The sequence below is a fragment of the Streptomyces sp. NPDC016459 genome (assembly GCF_040632845.1).
Classification (GTDB): Bacteria; Actinomycetota; Actinomycetes; order Streptomycetales; family Streptomycetaceae; genus Streptomyces.
The window spans coordinates 40,529-59,258 of record NZ_JBEYCR010000023.1 but is presented as its reverse complement, the minus strand read 5'-3'; the positions used below and the strand labels follow the sequence as shown (position 1 = coordinate 59,258).

General features: G+C 69.1%; 18 protein-coding genes and 4 pseudogenes. 13 read left to right on the top strand and 9 right to left on the bottom strand.

The window, feature by feature from the left end; genetic code table 11:
- Positions 1-91 precede the first annotated feature (91 nt).
- The 3 genes and pseudogenes from ABZ567_RS30710 to ABZ567_RS30700 form a co-directional block, all read right to left on the bottom strand.
- A pseudogene (locus tag ABZ567_RS30710) lies at positions 92-625 on the bottom strand (transposase); the annotation flags it as partial.
- A 160-nt stretch (positions 626-785) separates the two neighbouring features.
- Positions 786-1,196, bottom strand: a pseudogene (locus ABZ567_RS30705) (IS5 family transposase); the annotation flags it as partial.
- Between the two features lie 135 nt (positions 1,197-1,331).
- On the bottom strand, positions 1,332-1,466 hold the full coding sequence (locus tag ABZ567_RS30700; protein ID WP_360796194.1) for a hypothetical protein: 135 nt from the start codon (positions 1,464-1,466) through the stop codon (positions 1,332-1,334).
- 136 nt (positions 1,467-1,602) lie between these two features.
- On the opposite strand from ABZ567_RS30700, the gene ABZ567_RS30695 reads away from it, so the two are divergent.
- The 3 genes and pseudogenes from ABZ567_RS30695 to istA all read left to right on the top strand — a co-directional run bounded on the left by ABZ567_RS30695 (position 1,603) and on the right by istA (position 4,477).
- Positions 1,603-2,370: an SDR family oxidoreductase gene (locus ABZ567_RS30695; protein ID WP_360796191.1), complete on the top strand. Its 768-nt coding sequence runs from the start codon at positions 1,603-1,605 to the stop codon at positions 2,368-2,370.
- 26 nt (positions 2,371-2,396) lie between these two features.
- On the top strand, positions 2,397-2,804 hold the full coding sequence (locus ABZ567_RS30690; RefSeq protein ID WP_360796189.1) for a MerR family transcriptional regulator: 408 nt from the start codon (positions 2,397-2,399) through the stop codon (positions 2,802-2,804).
- 50 nt (positions 2,805-2,854) lie between these two features.
- Positions 2,855-4,477 (top strand): annotated as a pseudogene (istA, locus tag ABZ567_RS30685) (IS21 family transposase).
- Positions 4,478-4,579: 102 nt separating this feature from the next.
- On the opposite strand, the gene ABZ567_RS30680 reads toward istA, so the two are convergent.
- Positions 4,580-5,101, bottom strand: coding sequence for a hypothetical protein (locus ABZ567_RS30680; protein WP_360796186.1), 522 nt, complete (start codon positions 5,099-5,101; stop codon positions 4,580-4,582).
- A 481-nt stretch (positions 5,102-5,582) separates the two neighbouring features.
- On the opposite strand from ABZ567_RS30680, the gene ABZ567_RS30675 reads away from it, so the two are divergent.
- From ABZ567_RS30675 to ABZ567_RS30660, 4 genes are all read left to right on the top strand, one after another.
- The gene (locus ABZ567_RS30675; RefSeq protein WP_360796184.1) at positions 5,583-7,844 is read left to right on the top strand and encodes a helix-turn-helix transcriptional regulator; all 2,262 of its coding nucleotides are present in this window, start codon (positions 5,583-5,585) and stop codon (positions 7,842-7,844) included.
- Positions 7,845-7,856: 12 nt separating this feature from the next.
- A complete protein-coding gene (locus tag ABZ567_RS30670) occupies positions 7,857-8,414 on the top strand; it encodes an XRE family transcriptional regulator (protein WP_360796181.1) in 558 nt (185 codons plus the stop codon).
- Between the two features lie 124 nt (positions 8,415-8,538).
- The gene (locus ABZ567_RS30665; protein ID WP_360796206.1) at positions 8,539-9,279 is read left to right on the top strand and encodes a VOC family protein; all 741 of its coding nucleotides are present in this window, start codon (positions 8,539-8,541) and stop codon (positions 9,277-9,279) included.
- Between the two features lie 44 nt (positions 9,280-9,323).
- Complete coding sequence (locus ABZ567_RS30660; RefSeq protein WP_360796178.1) at positions 9,324-10,049, top strand: hypothetical protein; 726 nt, start codon at positions 9,324-9,326, stop codon at positions 10,047-10,049.
- Here ABZ567_RS30660 and ABZ567_RS30655 read toward each other — a convergent pair.
- The 3 genes from ABZ567_RS30655 to ABZ567_RS30645 all read right to left on the bottom strand — a co-directional run bounded on the left by ABZ567_RS30655 (position 10,037) and on the right by ABZ567_RS30645 (position 12,350).
- A complete protein-coding gene (locus ABZ567_RS30655; RefSeq protein WP_360796176.1) occupies positions 10,037-10,681 on the bottom strand; it encodes a PAS domain-containing protein in 645 nt (214 codons plus the stop codon). The two genes, ABZ567_RS30660 and ABZ567_RS30655, sit on opposite strands and share 13 nt — an antisense overlap.
- The gene (locus tag ABZ567_RS30650; RefSeq protein WP_360796174.1) at positions 10,678-11,838 is read right to left on the bottom strand and encodes a pyridoxal-phosphate dependent enzyme; all 1,161 of its coding nucleotides are present in this window, start codon (positions 11,836-11,838) and stop codon (positions 10,678-10,680) included. The genes ABZ567_RS30655 and ABZ567_RS30650 overlap by 4 nt, the downstream gene beginning before the upstream one ends.
- Positions 11,839-12,128: 290 nt before the next feature.
- Entirely contained in the window at positions 12,129-12,350 is a 222-nt protein-coding gene (locus ABZ567_RS30645) for a hypothetical protein (protein ID WP_360796171.1), read from the bottom strand.
- Here ABZ567_RS30645 and ABZ567_RS30640 point away from each other — a divergent pair.
- Together ABZ567_RS30640 and ABZ567_RS30635 are read left to right on the top strand one after the other, a co-directional pair.
- Entirely contained in the window at positions 12,339-13,484 is a 1,146-nt protein-coding gene (locus ABZ567_RS30640) for a hypothetical protein (RefSeq protein WP_360796169.1), read from the top strand. The genes ABZ567_RS30645 and ABZ567_RS30640 overlap by 12 nt on opposite strands.
- Positions 13,393-13,725: a TetR family transcriptional regulator C-terminal domain-containing protein gene (locus tag ABZ567_RS30635; protein ID WP_360796166.1), complete on the top strand. Its 333-nt coding sequence runs from the start codon at positions 13,393-13,395 to the stop codon at positions 13,723-13,725. Before ABZ567_RS30640 ends, ABZ567_RS30635 begins: the two co-directional genes overlap by 92 nt.
- Positions 13,726-14,189: 464 nt before the next feature.
- Here ABZ567_RS30635 and ABZ567_RS30630 read toward each other — a convergent pair whose 3' ends face one another.
- Positions 14,190-14,930 carry an NUDIX domain-containing protein gene (locus ABZ567_RS30630; protein ID WP_360796163.1) on the bottom strand — a complete coding sequence of 247 codons (741 nt, stop codon included), beginning with the start codon at positions 14,928-14,930 and terminating at the stop codon, positions 14,190-14,192.
- A 457-nt stretch (positions 14,931-15,387) separates the two neighbouring features.
- On the opposite strand from ABZ567_RS30630, the gene ABZ567_RS30625 reads away from it, so the two are divergent.
- Positions 15,388-15,693: a hypothetical protein gene (locus ABZ567_RS30625; protein ID WP_360796160.1), complete on the top strand. Its 306-nt coding sequence runs from the start codon at positions 15,388-15,390 to the stop codon at positions 15,691-15,693.
- A 215-nt stretch (positions 15,694-15,908) separates the two neighbouring features.
- Here the strand turns inward: ABZ567_RS30625 and ABZ567_RS30620 are convergent, their stop codons facing one another.
- Positions 15,909-16,805: an aminoglycoside phosphotransferase family protein gene (locus ABZ567_RS30620; protein WP_360796157.1), complete on the bottom strand. Its 897-nt coding sequence runs from the start codon at positions 16,803-16,805 to the stop codon at positions 15,909-15,911.
- A 293-nt stretch (positions 16,806-17,098) separates the two neighbouring features.
- Between ABZ567_RS30620 and ABZ567_RS30615 the strand changes: the two are divergent.
- From ABZ567_RS30615 to ABZ567_RS30605, 3 genes and pseudogenes are all read left to right on the top strand, one after another.
- Positions 17,099-17,930, top strand: a pseudogene (locus ABZ567_RS30615) (IS5 family transposase).
- A gap of 79 nt (positions 17,931-18,009) precedes the next feature.
- Complete coding sequence (locus ABZ567_RS30610) at positions 18,010-18,219, top strand: hypothetical protein (protein WP_360796155.1); 210 nt, start codon at positions 18,010-18,012, stop codon at positions 18,217-18,219.
- A gap of 253 nt (positions 18,220-18,472) precedes the next feature.
- Complete coding sequence (locus tag ABZ567_RS30605; protein ID WP_030219333.1) at positions 18,473-18,676, top strand: cold-shock protein; 204 nt, start codon at positions 18,473-18,475, stop codon at positions 18,674-18,676.
- Positions 18,677-18,730 lie beyond the last annotated feature (54 nt).

The window sequence follows — 18,730 nt, the reverse complement described above, 5'->3', positions numbered from 1 at the left end:
AGCGGCTCGATCCGGTCCCACATCGCATCGGTGATTACTAAGCGGACAGCCACATCCGATCAACTGACCAACTGATCAAAGGGACACGCTCTAGTTCGCGCAACTGTCGGGCGGTGACGGTGGCGGTGTCGTCTCCTGGCGCCAGACGCAGAGCGTCCAGCGGGGCGGTCCACGAGCTGCGGCCCGGCTCCAGCGCGCAGACGATCGAGTACGGCCACCCGGGAACGGGAATGTGCTGGTCCTTGCCCCGGCCGTAGGTGTGACACAGGATCCGCTGCGGTGAGGTGTGGGCGTCCGGCCGCAGCCAGTACGTGACATCGACAGCCAGGACCAGCCGGCCATCGACCGCCCGCGGCAATGGCACCGAGGCCAGGGCCTGCCGCATCCGATCCGCGTCAACCCGGCCCCTTGAGACCGCGGCGTAGAGCCCTCCGTGCCCACGGCGGTGTTCGCCCACCAGCGGCAACTCGGCCAGCGACCTCACCGGCCCGTCACCGCACAGAACCGCGTCGGCCAGCTCGAACAGAGCATCCGAACGAGCGGTGAGACAGGAGTAGAACTCACCCCGGAAGCGTGACAGTTCGGCCAGCGGCTCCTGCCGGACATCGTGATGCAGCAGACTCATCCTCACGGCCTTCGTGCTGGACGTGTGTGTTCCTTGGTCGGAGCACATGTTCAGACGAAGGCCGCTTCCGCGTACGGCGGATACCGAACCGAGTGATCAAGTACGACGCATCGTTCGACGGCGCACGTTAAAGAACAAGCTAGGTGTTGTCGTCAAAGGGTCACGCCCACATCAGGAGTGAGGCAAGAGTGACGGCTGCTTGGTAGGACTCGGCAGTCTTGTCGTACCGGGTGGCGATTCCGCGCCTATGCTTCAAGCGGTTAAAGCACCGTTCCACGACGTTTCGCCGCTTGTACACGTGCTTGTCGAAGGCTGGCGGGCGGCCACCCCGGCTGCCGCGCCGGGCCCGGTTGCCCGCTTGGTCGGCCCTTTCCGGAAGGGTTTGCGGGATGTTCCGGCGCCGCAGCCAAGTGCGGATCGCCTTCGAGCTGTAGCCCTTGTCGCCGATGACGTGGTCAGGTCGGACACGCGGCCGTCCCGGCCCGAGTCGGGGTACCCGTATCGCCTCCATCACAGCGGTGAACTGGGTGCAGTCGTTGGTGTTGCCACCCGTGACCACCAGGCCGAGCGGACGTTCAGAGCAGCCCACCCCCACCGATTCGGGGCAGAGCCCACCCAAGCCTGATCGGCAGTCCCGAACCCGGGGTACACCCGAGACACGTACCGAAGGGGCGATGAGTTGATCTTGATGCGACTTCGCACGTGGTCAGCACAGTGAAGCCGCAGCGGCGATCACCACCTTGTCCTCCAGGCCCCGGCTCCGGTGGTGGCCCGGATGCTCGGCTACCACGACGACGCCACCGTCCAGCTCGCCGCCGAGGCCGTAGGAACCTGGCGTCACTACGCCCCTGGCGACCACTCACGATCACCACGAGCACTCAACAGCGGAGGCATACGTGACTCCCAATTACGCGAGGTCGCCAGTTCGATCCCCCTCAGGCGCTGCTTGACCTTGCCACTGGGGGCAGGGTTGCACGATGACCGGCATGAACAGCACCGCACCGCAGAGCAGCAGGATCGTCGCCGTCACCGGAGCCGGCACCGGGATCGGCCGGGCCACCGCCCGCGCCTTCGCCGCTGAGGGCGCCCACGTGGTCGCGATCGGGCGGCGGGCCGAGCCCCTCAAGGAGACCGGAACCAGGCACGACCGGATTACGCCGCTGGTCGCCGACATCACCGCCGAGGGCGAGCCGGATCGGATCATCCGGGCCGTGCTGGAGACACACGGCCGGCTGGACGTGCTGGTCAACAACGCAGGCATCGTGCGCAGTGGCGCCCTCGGCACGCTGACGCCGGAGATGATCACAGCTCAGCTTGCCACCAACCTCGTCGCCCCCATCCTGCTGGCCCAGGTCGCGCTACCACTCCTGGAGAAGTCGGGCGGGGTGATCGTCAATGTCAGTACGTCGGTGGGGCAGCGGGCCTGGCCCGGCAGCTCGGTCTATGCGGCTACCAAGACCGCTCTGGAGCTGCTGACCCGCAGCTGGGCGGTCGAGCTGGCACCCCGCGGGATCCGGGTGGTGGCGGTCGCCCCTGGCGCGATCGATACCCCCATCGGCGAGCACCAGGGCCTGACGCCGGAGCGAATGGCAGCGGTGCGGGAGTGGCAGCTGGCGCACACCCCACTGGCCCGGATCGGCCGCCCCGAGGAGGTGGCCTGGGCAGTCACCCAACTTGCCGCACCGGCCGCTTCGTTCATCACCGGAGTGGTACTCCCGGTCGACGGCGGAGCGGTCGTGGCGTGATAGGAGTGTCCCGGGAGGTGGGACGGGTGCGGATCGGTGAGCTGGCCAGGGCAACCGGGACAACCGCCCGTGCGCTGCGGCACTACGAGCAGGCCGGACTGATCTCCTTGCAGCGGGCCCCCAACGGCTACCGCATCTACGACGAGCGGGCGGTGGTGCGGGTCCGCAATATCCGCTACCTGCTGGCCGCCGGGCTCACCCTGGACGACGTGCGAGTGTTCCTGCCGTGCCTAGACGGCGATGTGGCCGCCGCACCGCCCTCGGAGAAGGGCCTGCGGGTCGCGTTGGAACGGCTGGCGGTCCTCAACGAACGGATCACCGCCCAGACCGAGGCCCGCGACCGGCTGGAAGCCGCGTTGCGACAGGCAACCGGTGGCCGGATCCGCCCACGGATGTGTGATGTCGATGAGTTGGGGAGGCGCCGGGGTTCTTAACCAGGGCAGCATCGAGGTGCTCCTGGTGAAAGGTGCTGGTCATGCCGCGGATGTCGAAGGTCGAGTTGTACGCGGCGATCCGGCGTGACCACCGTGGCGGCATGTCGATGCGGGAGCTTGAGCGCAAGCATGGTGTGACGTGGCGGACGGTGCGGAAGGCGTTGGATTCGTCCTGGCCGGAGCCGCGTAAGAAGCTGCCGCCGCGGGCGACCGGAGTGGACCGCTACAAGTCGGTGATCGACGAGATCCTGCGGGCGGACCTGGACGCGCCGCGCAAGCAGCGCCGCACGGTCACCCGGATCTTCCACCGGCTGGTCGAGGAACACGGCGCCGATGTCTCCGACGGGATGGTCCGCTACTACGTCGCGGCCCGGAAGCCCGAGATCCTGGTCGAGTCGGGCAAGGCGCCGCTGGAGGCGTTCGTCCCGCAGACCCACCAGCCCGGTCACGAGGCGGAGGTCGACTTCGGCGACGTGACGATCCGCCTCGCCGGCGAGCTGGTGACCTGCTACCTGTTCTCCTTCCGTCTGTCGTATTCGGGCAAGGCCGTCCACCGCGTGTTCGCGTCCTGCGGGCAGGAGGGCGTTCTTCGAAGGGCACGTCCACGCGCTGCGGACGCTGGGCGGGGTTCCGCGGAGCAAGGTTCGCTACGACAACCTCAAGGTGACCGTCGCCCGCGTGCTCGGGCTGAGCCGGGCGACGGTGGAAGCTGACCGGTGGATCGCCTTCAAATCGCACTACGGCATCGAGAGCCTCTACTGCCGCCCAGGCATCGAGGGCGCCCACGAGAAGGGCGGCGTCGAGGGGCAGATCGGCTACTTCCGCCGCAACCACTTCGTTCCGGTTCCCGACGTGTCCTCGCTCGCCGAGCTGAACGAGATGGTCGAGCAGCGGAATCGGCAGGACGACGCCCGCCGGATCGGCTCAAGGTCCCGGACCATCGCCGAGGACTTCGCGCTCGAACGGCCGCTGCTGATGCCGCTGCCGGAGGAGCCGTTCGAGACCGGCCGACTGTTCACCCCGCGAGTCGACCGCGACGGTCAGGTCCCGGTCCGCACGAACCGCTACTCGGTCCCCATCCGGCTGATCGGCAAAGGGTCATCCTTCACGCCTCTCAACTGGTTGTTTACGACCAGAACGTGGAGGTGGCCCGGCACGAGCGGCTGATCGCCAAAGGCTCCGTCCGTCTTGAACTGGACCACTACCTGGAGGTCCTGGTCCGCCAGCCCGGCGCCTTCCCCGGCTCGACCGCTCTCGAACAGGCGCGTTCGGGCGGCAAGTTCACCCCGGTCCACGACGCCTGGTCGGCCCAGGCCATGAAGATCCACGGTGAGTGGGACGGGACCCGCGCGCTGATCGAGGTGCTGCTGCTCGGACGCCACATGTCACACGAACACGTCGTCGCCGGCCTGGCAGCAGCCCTGCGGGCCGGGGCGATGACCGCAGACGCGGTCGCGCTGGAGGCCCGTATGGCCGCCCAGGCCGAGACCGAGACCGCGCCTGATGCCCGGCCCCTCGGCCAGACGCCGGCGACGGTGACGTCCCTGCACGGGTGGCGCCTGGCGCATCTTCCGCCGGACACCAGGCCGCTGCCCTCGGTGTCCCACTACGACCAATTGCTCCGACGCAGCCGCACCAGCGGCAGCGGCCACCGTGAGGGAGAAGCGCAGTGACCATGCCCCGCCAGCGAGGCTTGACCGAGCAGGCCGCCGACGCCGCGATCGACTCCGCCTGCTGCGGCTGCCGTCGAGCCGCAACGAGTTCCCCGACGACTCCTATCCGGCCGGCTGCAATGCCCAGTAGTGCGGTTCGATGGGGGCATGCCTCACTACGATCCGGCCGGTCGCGCCGGGATCGTCCACGATCTTTCCGTACGAGGGGGAGAGGTCGCCGGGCGTGTGCTCGATATCGGCCCATACCACGCTGCCGGGCCCGGCGGAGCCGTAGGAGACGGTCCACTCGCCGTACCTGTCACCGCAGCTGGTGACCGACACACTGTGCTGCGACGTCACCTTCAGGCAGGTGCGCGGGTTCGAGCCTGACGGGGATACCTCCATCACTCCGTCGGGGCGGCTCAGCACCTGCCAGTTCGCCGAGGTGGACGCGGTCTCCGTGCAGTCACCCAGCGAAACCACGCCGATACTCGCGTGTGTCTTGGGCCAGACCAGACACTTGCCGTCCGTGAGAGCCGCGAACCGGTAGACCCCATCGACGAGCGGGGCAGCGTGGGCGGGTTGCGCGAGTGCCGCGATGGCCGCGAGCGCGGCGGCCATGACGGCGATGACGCGTGAACGCATGGATGAGACTCCTCGAACAGCCGTGGTCGATCCGATCACACGGCAGACGCGGTGGAGGGCAGCCGCCGCGGGAGACGGCGGCGGAACTGATCTTGGGGGACCGGTTCGTCCGGTAGCGGCCCCGCGGCGGCCGCTGTCACTCGTCTGGCCGAGCCGTGTCATCCGATGGCATGGCGATTCGAGATGCGGCCTCGCCACCGAGAACCCCGTGATCACAAGCAGAGGGCTGAACGCCGCCCTGGGTGCGTCAGGCCGTCAGGCCGGCTGCGTTCAGGGTGCAGGCCATCAGGGGCTCATAGGAGCGAGGGTCCAAGACGCGTCCAAAGGGAGCCATCTGCATCGTCCCCTCCCGCCGCGCCGATGAACAGCGCCGGAACGTTGCAGTCCGCGTACCCCTGAGGCGGATTCGTACGCCACAGGTACGCCATTCGTACGCGATGCGTACGCTTCATGGGGTAGGGTGTTGCCCGGGAGGTGTTCCATGTCCGAGTTGTTCGACGCGGTCGACGCGCTGCTCGCGTCCCGCGCCACGCTGCCGTCGCCGACGGAGCGCAAGCGGCTGCGTGCCGCGCACGGCCTGACGATCGACGAGGTGGCCACCGCGTTGAAGGTGCGCCGGGCCACGGTGTCCGGCTGGGAGGCCGGCAAGACGGAGCCCCGCCCGCCCGAGCGCGACGCCTACGCCCGACTGCTGGACAAGCTCGCGGAGCTCTACCCCGCCGCCCCGGCCGCCCCGGCCACGCCCACCCCCGCCGCCGACGCTGCGGTGCCTGCGACGTTCACCGGCGCACCCGATCCGTCGGAAGCGCAGACTATGTCCACAGGGCAGGCGTCCGAGGCTGCGGCCATGACTGCAACCGAGGACACCCAGACCCCTGCCCCCGTCGCCGCTGCTTCGGCCGCCGCGACCCGCCCGGCGCGCACCACCAGGCCGACGTCGTCGACGTCGCGCCGCCCCGGTGCGAAGAAGGCGGCTCCGGCCGGCACCCCGGCACCCGGCACCGATCCGCGGTTCGAGAACGGACCGCTCGCGGTCGTCGACGTCGAGGACGGGAAGGCGTTGGCGTACTGCACCGGCGGCCTGGTCCTGGACGTGCCCGCCAAGAGCATCCCGGCCCTGGTCGACTGGACGCTGCGCGAGGCGAAGCTCGGGGCTCCGAAGCTCGCCGGACCGGGCAAGGACGCCGACCCGCTGCTCGTGCTCACCGAGGCCGCGCTGGAGCGCTACGGCCTGCCCGCAACGCTTACGGAGGAGGAGCGCCTCGCCGGGCGTCTGCCGGAGGGCCACAAGGTCATCAAGCAGCTGGCCCGCGCGGACTGGAAGCTGACCAAGCGCGGGTTCGGGCCGTGGGCGCGGATCTACCGCCCCGCGACCGGCTCGGAGCGGGCCTGCGTGCAGCTGTGCATCCCGTCGTGGAACGCGCTCGACACGCGGCACTGGGGTGAAGCCGGGCAGCTCCCGCCGGCGGAGCTCGCCCGGGTCCTGGGCGTGTACGCCTCCCGAGTGATGACGCCGCGCGGCTCGACCGCCGTGACCGGTCTGGAGCTGATGACCGCCCTGCACCCACCGACGCGCGCCTCCGAGCCGGATGCTGACGGCAAGCGGCACTCCGAGCACAACCCCGGCTCACTGGGCAAGGACGCCCTCGACCCGATGAACTGGCCGCCGTGCGAGGTCCCCGACGGCCACCCGGTCCTCAGGGACCTGCCCCGGTTCCACGTGCGCGGCCCCGGCGAGAAACTGTTCGAGGAGGCGTACGACTGGGCACGGCCGATGACCGATGCCGAGTGCACCCTGCGCCACCTGGTCGGCATCGACGTCAACATGGCCTTCGCCGCCGGCGCCAACGGCCTGAACGTCGGCCTCGGCGAGGCGACGCACGTCAAGGCCCCCGCGTTCGACCCGAAGCTGCCCGGCTCGTGGCTGGTCGACCTCTCTCACGTCGACCTGTCCCGCGTGAAGGTCGCCAAGGACAAGTGGGCGGAGCTGGACGGCAGCCTGCTGCCCTCCCCGTTCACGCCGAAGGGCGAGGGCCCGACCGGCCCGGCCTGGTACTCGACGCCCACCGTCGCCTACGCACAGGAGCTCGGCTATGAGGTGCGCCCGACCGAGGCGTGGGTGCGGCGTGAGAACGGCCGCTACCTGGACGGCTGGTACAACCGGCTCCGTGACGCCTACCTCGCCACGATGGCCGACCTCGGCGTCGACGCCGACCTAGCGCCCGAAGACTTCCTCACGGCGATGGACGGCTACAAGGCCCGTGACCCGGAGCTGGCCATCGTCGTCTCGGCGGTCAAGGCGACGGTGAAGGGCGGCCTGGGCAAGCTGCGCGAGCGGCCCCGGGGCGAGGGCTGGCGACCGGGCGAGCCGTGGCGCGCCCTGTCCCGCCCGACCTGGCGGCCGGACATCCGGGCGGCGGTCATCTCCCGAACCCGGATCAACTTGCACCGGAAGATCGTCAAGCACGCGGCGTTCACCGGGCAGTACCCGATCGCGATCCTGTCCGACTGCGTCGTGTACGCCTCTAACGGGCCCTCGCCGCTGGACTTCCTGCCCTACCGGGAGGGCAAGCCGCTGCCCGGCGGCTTCAAGCTCGGCATCAACCCCGGCCTCGTTAAGTGGGAAGGCACGCAGGACGTCCTGTGGGGCGAGGAAGTCCGCGAGCGGTTCAACGCGGGGGAGCTCAACCTCGCCCGGTACATCAAGGACGGCACCGTCACCGACGTTGACAGTGGAGAGTAGGAGAGGGCCACGATGAGCCTGTTCGGGGACGGCCTGGAGGCCGCGGTGCAGAAGGCGTTCACACGCCCGGCACCCAAGAGCGCGGGCGCGCAGATGCGGTACCTCGTCAAGCAGCTCAAGGGCACGAAGGCGGTCGCCCAGATGCTGCGGGTCTCCCAGCGCACCGTCGAGCGGTACGTGAAGGACCAGATCAAGAAGCCCCGCCCGGGCCTGGCCGCGCGCCTGGAGCGCGAGGTGAAGGCACGCTGGCAGCCGCAGATCCGGGCGAAGGCCAAGGCGAAGGCCGCATCGACGGGCGGCATCATCATCGACACCCGCGCCCGCATGGGCTACACCGCACCGATCGGGTCGACGGACCAGGACCGCATCCGGCACCTGACCGTCGCCCTGCCCCCGCAGTACGCCGCCCGTCTCTTCGAGGCCCAGGACGCCGACGCCGGCGACGACGAGCTTCAGCAGATCGCCGCCGAGGCGCTCAAGGAGGTGTACTTCCAGGACGGCGGCCGCCGCGCCGGCTCCCTGGAGGAGGTCCGCTTCACCGACGTGCAGCACCTCGAGTTCGAGCTGTAGCCCGGCTCCTCGTACCAAGCATCTGGCCCCCCGTGTGACGTTGCGGCTTGTGAGGGAGCTGATCTCTGTTTGGGTGTCGGTATCTGCGGATGCCGTTGCAGAGGGGGTGCATGGGATCGCCAGCATGACACTGCGACCTGTCCTGGTGAACATGAAGGCTCTTGATGACTCGGCGGTCGGCCGGTTCTGGGCGGAGGCGTTCGGCTGGAGTGTTACCGGCGAGGGATCGGGCGCGACTGCCGCCAAACCCGCTGGCTTCGATTGGCTGGACCCGGTCGGCATATGCATCGACCTCATTGCCGTGCCAGAACCCAAGACGGCAACGAAGAACCGTGTGCACGTCGATCTCGCCACCACCTCTGCGGCCCATCAAGCGGAGTTGATCGCATCCCTTGAAGCTCTCGGTGCGACGCCCGCCCACGTGGGCCAGAGCGACGTGCCGTGGACGGTCCTCGCCGACCCGGAAGGCAGCGAATTCTGCGTGCTGGAGCCTCGGGAGATGTACCGCGACACCGGGCCGATCGCCCGGGGGGTGGTCGACTGCACGGATCCGCGGGCCATAACCCGGTTCTGGGACGAGGCGATGGACTGGACCCTGCACGAGGTGACGGACGACCATGTGGTGTGGCGCTCGCCCAAGGGGATCGGCCCGTATCTTGAGTTCCTCCGCTCGCCCGACGTGAAGGCTGTGCCGGACCGCGTCCATCTTGACCTTGTACCGGACCCCGGTGACGACAAAGCAGCGGAGGTCGCCCGGCTGCGGGCCCTCGGCGCCGCCGACCTCGACGTCGGCCAGGGGGACGTCCCGTGGACGTGTCTTACCGACCCAGAGGGTCATGAGTTCTGCGTCCTCGCCCGGTCCTGACGCGGAGCCTTGACCACATCCCCACACGCGAACCTCGTGCACTCATGCGCGTGGGCGGGCCGGGCTGTAACGTCCTGGTCAATCCGGGCGGCGCGAGCTTGTGTGTCGGGGCGAGATCGGCTTGCTCACCGCTTACAACGCTCAACTCGCCAGCTGATGCGCTCAGTCACAACTATCCGTTCCCGGACCCCAAGAGCGACGCCGAGCGCGCAGGCGAAGACGAGTACCAGCGCCAGGAGGAGGAAGGGGCCGCCCCCCTCCGCCTGGCCGACGAACTCCCACCAGTCGCCCCCGAGGCCCTCCTCGAACAGGTGCGGCTCGACCTCGCCACCGCCAGCCTGCACGTGGCACCGCCCCAGCCGCTCACCGACGAGGACCAGGGGGGCGTCATGGTCTACCTCAACGACGACGCCCAGGTCGTCGTCGACACGCTGCCCCACGCCCGGCTCGACCGCGCGGCGCTCGACATGGTCGAAACCGACCGCAATGACGACGTGGCCGTCATCCGCTACGAGGCGGTCCCCTCCGCGATGGACACCGCCCTCGGCACCATCCTGACCGGCTTCCGCTACACCACCCGCCAGCCGCAGTTCGGGTTCGGCCACATCGGCCTGCCCACCACCCGGTGGAAGGGGATCCGCCCGTGCCCGCATCCAAACGACCGCTCCCACCAGGGCAGCGTCGCCTCCACCTGCCCTTTCCTCCGCTCGTCTCCTTCTCCAGGACGAGCGACCCGGCCGGATCGGTTTCCGCGACGCTACTTCGAGTAGTTGTAGACGGTCGCCCGGGAGACGCCGAGCTGGTCGGCGATGAGCTGTGCGGAGCTCCGGGTCTCGAAGAGGCCCTCGCGATGCAGCTGCCGCACCAGCTCGCGCTTCTGGTCACGGGGGAGGCTCCGCGGGGTGCTGGAGCGCTCCGCCGCGAAGGAGTCGATGGCCGAACGGAGTTCGCGTCCGGTGCGGTCGCGCAGCGTTTCCAGGGCGGCCTCGCCCTGGTGCGCGACGTCCGTGGCGACGAGGTTAGCGAGGGTCAGGGCCAGCGGCGACAGCGTACTGACGTCGAGGTTCAGGCACAGGGCCGCGACATAACGTCCCTCGGCGTTCTTGATGCCGATCGAGGTGCTCTTGGCGGGGCGCCCGTCGGGGAAGCGGTTGCTGTAGTTCTGGATGACGCCGGGGTAGTCGGGGTCGGCGATGCGGCGCAGGCCCAGCTCGGTGGCGGGGTCGCCGACCTGCCGCCCGGACAGGTTGTTCTCGATGACGCGGATGGCGTGGTCGGGTCGGCGCAGATCGTGCAGGACGACCTCGCACAGACCGGGGAACATGCGTCCGACGGCGACGGCGATGCGCTCGGCTTCCCGCAGGAGGTGTTCGTCGTCCGGGCGGCCGGTGGGGTGGGTCATCGGGCGCCGCCGGGTTCCTGGGCGAACACCGCGGCCATCTTTTCGGCGGACTTCAGCCCCGCACCGGTGAGCACGACCACGGTCGTCTCGTCCGGAGCGATCTGCCCGGACGCGATGAAGTGATCGAGGGCCGCCGCGGCGACGCCGCTGGTCGGCTCGACGTACAGGCCTCGGGCGCTCAGCGCGCGGACCGCGGTGTGGATCTGGGCCTCGGAGACGGCGCAGGCGCCGCCACCGGAGCGGCGGACGGCCTCCACCGCCTCGGGCAGCCGGACCGGGTGGGCGATGGACGCGCCCTCGGCGATCGTCGGCACCCGCTCGCCGCGGTGGGCCGGGTCGATGCCGTTGAACGTGTCGGCGATGGTCGCCCAGTGCTCGGGCTGCCCGACGAACAGGCGCGGGCGCCTGTCGATCTGGCCGGCGGCGAGCAGTTCGCCGAACGCGAGGTCGCACCCGATGACGTTGCTGCCGGCCCCAGCCACGAGGACGACGTTGTCGGGCGCGGTGAAGCCGAGGAACTCCCACATCTCGTAGGCGACGGTCTTGGTGCCCTGGAGGAACATGGGGTGCCAGTTGTGACTGGCGTAGGGGATCCGCTCCGACTGCCGGATCGCCTCCTCCGAGACATCCTCGCGGGTGCCGCCCACGAGCTCGATCTCGGCTCCGTAGGCGCGGGCCTGGAGGATCTTGGCGGCCGAGGTGGCGGCGGGAACGATGATCTTGGCGCGGATACCGGCGGCGGCGGCGTAGGCGGCCACCGCGGCACCGCCGTTGCCCGAACTGTCCTCCAGCACGCGGTCGACGCCGTGCGCCACGAGGTGGGACATCATCACCGACACGCCCCGGTCCTTGAAGCTGGAGGTCGGGTTGAACCACTCCAACTTGAAATGAACGCGCCGACCACCCCACTCCAGGGGGACCATCGGCGTACAGCCCTCACCCAGGCTCACCCGCCGGGCGACAGGGACGGGAAGGACGGCGTGATAGCGCCACAGGGACCGCTCGGCGGTGTCGATCTGCTCGGGCCGCAGCCCCGGCAGCGCACTGACGGCGAGCGGACCGCCGTCCTCACCCCGCCAACGGGGCTCGTGCAGGGGATACCGCTCCCCGGACCGGTCGTACAGACCGACGGCGTCGAGGTGCTGTTCGGTTGTCATGCCCCCATGCTAGACGCCAAATCCAAATGTAAACAGCAAGTCCAAATACGCAGGTGGTGCCCGCGTGCTGGATGGAGCAGCTCGGTGCCGTCGGCGTCGGGGACAGAGGTGTCGGGTTCCCGCCAGGCGGTGACGAGGCGCAGGATCCCGGCCCTACTGCCGGCGGCCCGAAAGGCCGACAGCCGGCTCGGCCGCAGGAGGCCGGCGCGCGGGTGCGATTCCTGGGTGCACCAGGCCAAGGAACAACGCCTTCCGCTGCTGCCGCACCTGCGGGTCCGCGCTCGTCTTCTTCAGCCCGCCCGCGACTGGGACCACAGGCGGGCGACGACCTCCTGGTCCCCGGGCAGCAGCACCCGGATGGGCACTGGCAGCGGTTCGGGGGCGAAGGACGTCGTCACGTCTCCCACCGTACGGACGAGCGCCGGGACGCCGACGATCGGCACGACCTCACGGCGGGCGCCGACCCCTGTCCACAGGTGGCCGATGGCCGACTGGACGGCATGAGCGATCACGAGCAGCAGCAGCCGGCCCCGCGCCGCGGCAAGGTCCTGGAGGCCCTCGCACGGGCGGAGCGGAAGGTGTTCACCCGGCCCGCGCCGAAATCCGCACAGGCTCAGGTGAAATTCCAGCTCATGCGGGCGAAGGGGGCGACGCAGGCCCTGGCGGAGTGCGTGGGCGTCTCGGGCCGCACGGTGGAGCGCTACCGTGCCGGGAAGCTGACGACCCCGCAGAAGTGCCTCCAGGCCGCCTTGGTGGAGGAGACGGAATCTGAGTGGCAACCGCAGGTCAGAGCGCAGGCACGCGAGCAGGCGTCCACGTCCACCGGCATGATGGTGGACGTGACGACCCGCTTCGGATTCACCTGCAAGGGTAGCTCCGACGACGGTCGCGAGCGCAGCATCACCACGGCGATCTCGCCCTACTACGCGAAGCAGATCCTCGAACTCCAGGAGGCCGGTGCGACGGAGGAGGACTTGCATCCAATCGCCGCTCAGGCCATCACGGAGTCATATTTCACGGATTGGGGCACCCGTGCCGCTGGCCTCCGCAGATTTCACCGACATCTTGAAAATGGAGTTCCGGTTCTGACCCGGCCGAATTCAGGACCTGCCGGAAACGTATCCGACGGGCCGTCGCACAGCGCTCTGACGACGGCCCGCTCCGGAATCCGCACCACGAATGCGAGGCCGAAAATGACCACGCCCTGGCCGCCCCGGCGCACGGCCGGCCGTCCGCTCGCCCCGCACGTCGCCGTGCCCCGGGAGTCGGTCGACCCCGCCCGCATCGGGCGGCGCGTCGTACGGCGCCGGGCGAAGGGGATGGACGCCGGCGCCGTCGCGGCGGCCCTTGAGGACGCCCACCTCGACGCGCGGCAGGACTCCCGCCACGCGGACCTGGTCGACGACGTCCGCGGCCGGGCGGACCTCGCGGAGTGGGAGCGCTTGGACCAGCCGCTCGCCGCCGCGCCGCCAGGGACCGTCTACGACCCGGAGAGCGATGACGTCGTCCAGACCGAGCTCGCCGCCGAAGCCGCGGCCGCCGCCGACCGCCGCGATGTGGGCGGAGATCATCGAGTCCTTCCAGGACGACCGGACGCTGTGGCTGGCCACACTCGAAGCCCTGCTCCAGGCGGAACATTCCGATGATCTGCGCCGCTACCTGGCCGGAAGTCAGGCCCAGGGCCGCCGGGGTCTGGCCGCGCTGCTGCTCGGCACACCCGAGGACGAGGTCGGCGACACCGCCACCCGCACCCTGGGCGCCGCGCAGATGGCCCTATTCACCGGTCTGATGACGCAGTGGCTCACCGACCCCGACCAGGCTGCCGACGCCTCTGAAATCGTCGCGGGTCTGCGCGCTCTTACCGACATCGTCGACGCACACGAGTAGCCAGGGCATCGACAGGGCGACCCGAGCTGGACAACGACGGGCAATCTGTTACATCACGGTCTCCAGCCGCTTCTCTGCTGCACCTCGCCGAGAGCGCCGCCGGTCCGGGAAGCGGCTCGGTCCACGACTCGCGCCACTCTGCCGCTGCGGTGCCATGCCGGTGCACCTCCGCGCGCGGCGGCGCCGACCTGTTTACCAACCGCCTTCGGGGGTTGTTACTGAGGTTGGCGAAGGCAGTGCTCCTCCGTGAAGTTCGTGCACAGCCGGCAAGCATTCAGCAAGCCCAGCCTGCAACCTCCCCGCGAACCCACGGGCCTACCCCTGACATCAGGACGACAGACCTTTGAGTTCCGGACCGAGGGCGCCGAGCTGGTCCCCCATCCTGTCGCGGTACGCCTGGCGAATGGTGCCGCGCTTGCCGCGGCACATGCCTCGGGGGGAGGCGGCTTGAGAAAGTCCCTCCCTCACCGATTGGACCTGTCGGCGGTGAAGTACCGGTCGACGACCTGCGGCAGATAGTCCGCCGTCCGGCCGAGGCGCCCGACCATGATCGGCGAAGGAACGAAGTCGATCTCGTCGAGTTCCGGGGTGACGCCGTGACCGCCCTGCGCGACGGACTGTTCCGAGTGAAGGTCACGTACGAGCGCGCTGGATGTGCGCGGGCATAGAAAGTGGAAGCCGAGGCTACCGAACCGGTTGCCACGGGTGAGGGCCCAAAGCCGAAGCGCCTTGTCATCGACGTGGACTCCGATCTCCTCGGCAAGCTCACGGGCGGCATGCCGTCGCAGAACCTCGATGTCCAGAGGGCCTCCGGACGGCGGCGGTTCGACAGCCCCTCCCGGCAGGGTCCAGCGACCGGGCGCGGCTGTGGTGGGTGAGCCCCGGCCGACCACGAGGCCGCTTTCCGTGGGGAGGAGAACGGTGACGAAGAGAGACCCCGGAACCCGTTCCGCTGGCCACAGACGGCGCAGTGCTCGGTCCCGGTACGTCATCGCCGCCCAGCGCACCACCGGCGCACCGGACCCGACACCGTCCACGCCGAGCGTGACGGCCAGCGGTCCGTCGAATGTCTCAGGGGTGAGCGCGCGGGTCTGTGTCCAGAGGCGGTCTACCTCGCTGCGCTCCCACGGCGTGAGGGCCGGTGACGGGTACTGGACGAACGTGACGTCGTAGTTGAGGAACTCGACCGCGGCAGGGCTGGGCACGCTTCAGGATAACCGCGCCGTTCCGGTACCGACCTGGTGAGCATGGACGGCACCGACACGGCGCCGGCCCCAACGAGCGAACTGACACGGGCTACGTGCCCCGGGAGGGGGCATCGAGGGTCTCGGCGATGGTGAGCGCGGCCAGCATCACGACCAGCATTGCGAGCGATCGGCGGCAGCGTCCGCTCGTCGATCGCGCCCAAGCGCAGGCCCCTTGCGGGCCAGGCCATCACGACCAGCATTGCGAGCGCCCCAGCGCCCGCCGCACCAGGCCGGGCAGTGACACGGCGGGCGAGCTCCCACCAGAAGCGGCTGGCTCCTCCGATCGGAGCCCGGCACAGCCTGCTCAGTGGGTCGGCGCCATCATCATGTGCTGGACCGCCAGGCCGGAGGCCAGCAGCTCGCCGACCACCGACGCGGGGCTGGTCTGGGTCGGGTAGTAACCAAGGAACGAAGGGTGCTGCCAGTGGACCGCGCCGGCCTCGGTCCGCGTGCCCTTCTGACCGTCTGGCCCGACCTGACTCCCGATGTAGGCGCGGTCCTCGCCTCGCTGCCAGAGGAGGGATCCGTGGAGTTTGTTTGGGAGGCGCAGGACGGGACGATCAGCCACGCGGTCGTCGACGACACCGAGTACCAGGAGCTCGCCGCCTTGGTGGCCGATGCGCGGGCGGCCTGCGCCCTGCCCATGTACCTCGACGAACGCCACCCGCTGCATTGCGCCGCCCTACCTGACAGCGACGGTGTGCTGCGCGCCCGATGGTGATCTTTGACGAACACCAGGTGACGAGAAGGCTGATCAACTCCCGAGAGTGACAAGTAGTGCGAGCAGATGGTGACTGTCCCGTCTCTGGCGATCTGGTCCCTATCTCAAATGATCTGGTCCGATTCGCTCGGCATCTCAGATGATCTGGCCCGCTGGCGCTGCTGTCGGTGGGGTGGCAAGCGATCGTCTTGGTCACGGCCTGCAGCCGGGGCACATCACTCCATCGATTCCAAAATGCGGTCGAGTGTCCGGCGCCCCATTCTGCTCATCGTCGGATTGCTCTCGGCGTAGTACCAGACAACGCCCATCGCCTGTTGGAACGCCCATGCCTTGCCGCGCTCCCACTCCAGATCGTCACAGTCCAGTGTCCGCCGGAGTACGTCCCGCGGGCCTGGCTGTAGCAGGTGCCAGGCACTGACCAGATCCAGCGCGGGGTCGGCCGGGCCGAAGCCGCCGGTGTCGAGTACGCCGCTGAGCCGGCCTCCCGCGACCAGTACATTGCCGGGAATCAAGTCACCGTGGCTCATCACGTCGGCACCTGTGCGTGGCAACTCCCGAAAGTGGCTCCACACCTGACGCAGTTGGGGCACGTCGAGCAGCCCCTCACTCTCCTCGAAGCACTTCGCCATCCAATCGTCGTGGTGAGCGAGAACGCCGCCACGACCTTTGCCGCTGAAAAGCCGCCCCCTCGTATCGGCGTCCCGAAGGGCTGCGATGAAGGCCGCAAGGTCCTCGGCAAAAGCGTCCGACCCACGCGGGTCGGCGTCAAAGGCGACCGTTCCCGGCACCCACGTCTGAACCGACCACGGCGTGGGGTAACCCACTCCAGGCTTTCCCAAGGCGACAGGCTCCGGGGCGGGGAACCGAGACACATGGGCCAGCTCCGCGCTCGCCTGGGCTTCCTGTTCCAGAACCGCCAGTGCCTCGGCAGCATCGGCCAGACGCAGTGGGAAACGCGCCGAGAGGTCGTTCCCGATGCGGAAGATGGCGTGGACCGTCCCGGTCGATGACAGGCGTTGGGGCGCCTTGCCTCTCCACTGAGGGAACTGTTCTTGGATCAAGGTCGCCACGATTTCGGTGGTCACGTCCACTTGGTCCTCGTGCATGGTCATCCTCGCAGGCCCTTCCACCAGTCCGATTCGAAACGCCTGAAGCAGACCAGATCAACTGAGACGACAGCCAGTATTCATACGCCTAGGTCCAGATCAACTGAGATTTTCGGCCCTCAGGCATCTCAACCGTTCTGGTCGCCCCACGTCACAGTGGCGGCTTCGGACCAGGTCACTTGAGACGGGATAGTGACAGCCGTCGTGCTCCGTTCCATGGGTTCGTCCCGCCTGACTGACGCCTGGGGTGACAACTAGGCAGTGTCTTCAATTGATCACCGCTGGTGGATCATGGTGTCGTGATACGTCGCCATGAACTGTCCGATGCTGAGCGGGAGTTCGCCGGGCCGTTGCTGCCCGAGTCGTTGCGGGGGCGGAAGCGGCCGGACGACCGCAGGGTCCTGAACGGGATCGTGGGGAAGTTCCGGACTGGGACGGCCTGGCGGGACGTGCCCGAGCGATACGGGCTGTGGGCCACGCTCCACACTCTTTTCGCAGGTGGGCGGCGGACGGAACGTTCGACCGGATGCTGCGGGTCGCTCAGGCCAAGGCGGACGCGGCGGGCGACATCGACTGGCTGGTGTCCGTGGACTCCACCATCGTCCGGGCCCACCAGCATGCGGCCGGGACCCGAAAGAGGGGCTCCGCGACCCGGCCCTCGGCCGGTCCAGAGGCGGCCTGACCAGCAAGATCCACCTGGCCTGCGACGGCCGGGGCCGCCCGCTCGGCTTCGTCGTCACGGGCGGCAACACCAACGCCTGCACCCGGTTCACCGCCGTGATGGAAGCGATCCGGGTGCCCCGGATCGGCCCCGGGCGGCCCAGGGTCCGGCCTGATCACGTCCTGGGCGACAAGGGCTACAGCTCGAAGGCGGTCCGCGCGTGGCTCCGCCGCCGGGGCATCACCCACACGATTCCAGAGCGGGCCGACCAGGTCCGCAACCGAACCCGGCGAGGCAGCCGAGGTGGCCGCCCGTCGGCCTTCGACCGCGAGGCCTACAAGCACCGCAACGTCGTCGAACGCTGCTTCAACCGCCTGAAGCAGTGGCGCGGCATCGCTACCCGCTACGACAAGACCGCCCGGTCCTACGAAGCCGCCGTCACCCTCGCCTCACTCCTGATGTGGGCGTGACATTAGACGACAGAACCTAGTACCGGATGGCCAGGGGGCAGCGGGTCGTGTTCGTCGTCATCGAGCGCCTGGGCCTGCGGTGGACGGTGAAGACCGACGTGCTCACGCACCGCAGCGCGCCGTCGACACCACGGTGCACGAAGCCGTCCACGAAGCCGTCAGCTGCCTGATCGACTCCCGGCAGATCCGCCCCGACTCCTTCCCCGACCCTGTCTCCGTCGTGCTCGACGACCTGGACGGCGAGGTACGGGCCCGGGGCCTGTCCGCCGCCCTGCACGCCGCTTTCTAACGGCGACCTCGAACCGTGGCCCGCGCCGCGCCTTCTACGTCCTGACGGTCATCTGCCTCTGGGTGGCCGGCGTTTCCTGTGGTCACAGCAAGTACGGGCGTGTACTGTCCCGGTTAGCTGTCGTGGTTCGGATCCTCCCTTTGCCCATGCCTCGGCGTGGGCTTTTTTGCTGTGCTGTGCCGCAGGAACCAGGGCGATCACCTCCGCCTCCCACACCGTGTGGGCGGTGTTCATCGACTGGAAGGCATGAGACATGGCTACGGGAATCGTGAAGTGGTTCAACTCCGAGAAGGGCTTCGGCTTCATCGAGCAGGACGGTGGAGGCCCGGACGTCTTCGCCCATTACTCCAACATCGCTGCCCAGGGCTTCCGGGAGCTGCAGGAGGGCCAGAAGGTGGAGTTCGACGTCACCCAGGGCCAGAAGGGTCCGCAGGCGGAGAACATCCGCCCGGTCTGAGCCCCGCCTGCATCCCCGACGCCCCGCGGGCCGCTCTCAGCCGCCCGCGGGGCG

Coding starts and splice junctions, on each gene's coding strand:
- ABZ567_RS30695 (WP_360796191.1), top strand. CDS start 1,603: ATGACCGGCATGAACAGCACCGCACCGCAGAGCAGCAGGATCGTCGCC.
- ABZ567_RS30680 (WP_360796186.1), bottom strand. CDS start 5,101: ATGCGTTCACGCGTCATCGCCGTCATGGCCGCCGCGCTCGCGGCCATC.
- ABZ567_RS30675 (WP_360796184.1), top strand. CDS start 5,583: ATGTCCGAGTTGTTCGACGCGGTCGACGCGCTGCTCGCGTCCCGCGCC.
- ABZ567_RS30670 (WP_360796181.1), top strand. CDS start 7,857: ATGAGCCTGTTCGGGGACGGCCTGGAGGCCGCGGTGCAGAAGGCGTTC.
- ABZ567_RS30665 (WP_360796206.1), top strand. CDS start 8,539: ATGACACTGCGACCTGTCCTGGTGAACATGAAGGCTCTTGATGACTCG.
- ABZ567_RS30660 (WP_360796178.1), top strand. CDS start 9,324: ATGCGCGTGGGCGGGCCGGGCTGTAACGTCCTGGTCAATCCGGGCGGC.
- ABZ567_RS30655 (WP_360796176.1), bottom strand. CDS start 10,681: ATGACCCACCCCACCGGCCGCCCGGACGACGAACACCTCCTGCGGGAA.
- ABZ567_RS30650 (WP_360796174.1), bottom strand. CDS start 11,838: ATGACAACCGAACAGCACCTCGACGCCGTCGGTCTGTACGACCGGTCC.
- ABZ567_RS30640 (WP_360796169.1), top strand. CDS start 12,339: ATGAGCGATCACGAGCAGCAGCAGCCGGCCCCGCGCCGCGGCAAGGTC.
- ABZ567_RS30635 (WP_360796166.1), top strand. CDS start 13,393: ATGTGGGCGGAGATCATCGAGTCCTTCCAGGACGACCGGACGCTGTGG.
- ABZ567_RS30620 (WP_360796157.1), bottom strand. CDS start 16,805: ATGACCATGCACGAGGACCAAGTGGACGTGACCACCGAAATCGTGGCG.
- ABZ567_RS30605 (WP_030219333.1), top strand. CDS start 18,473: ATGGCTACGGGAATCGTGAAGTGGTTCAACTCCGAGAAGGGCTTCGGC.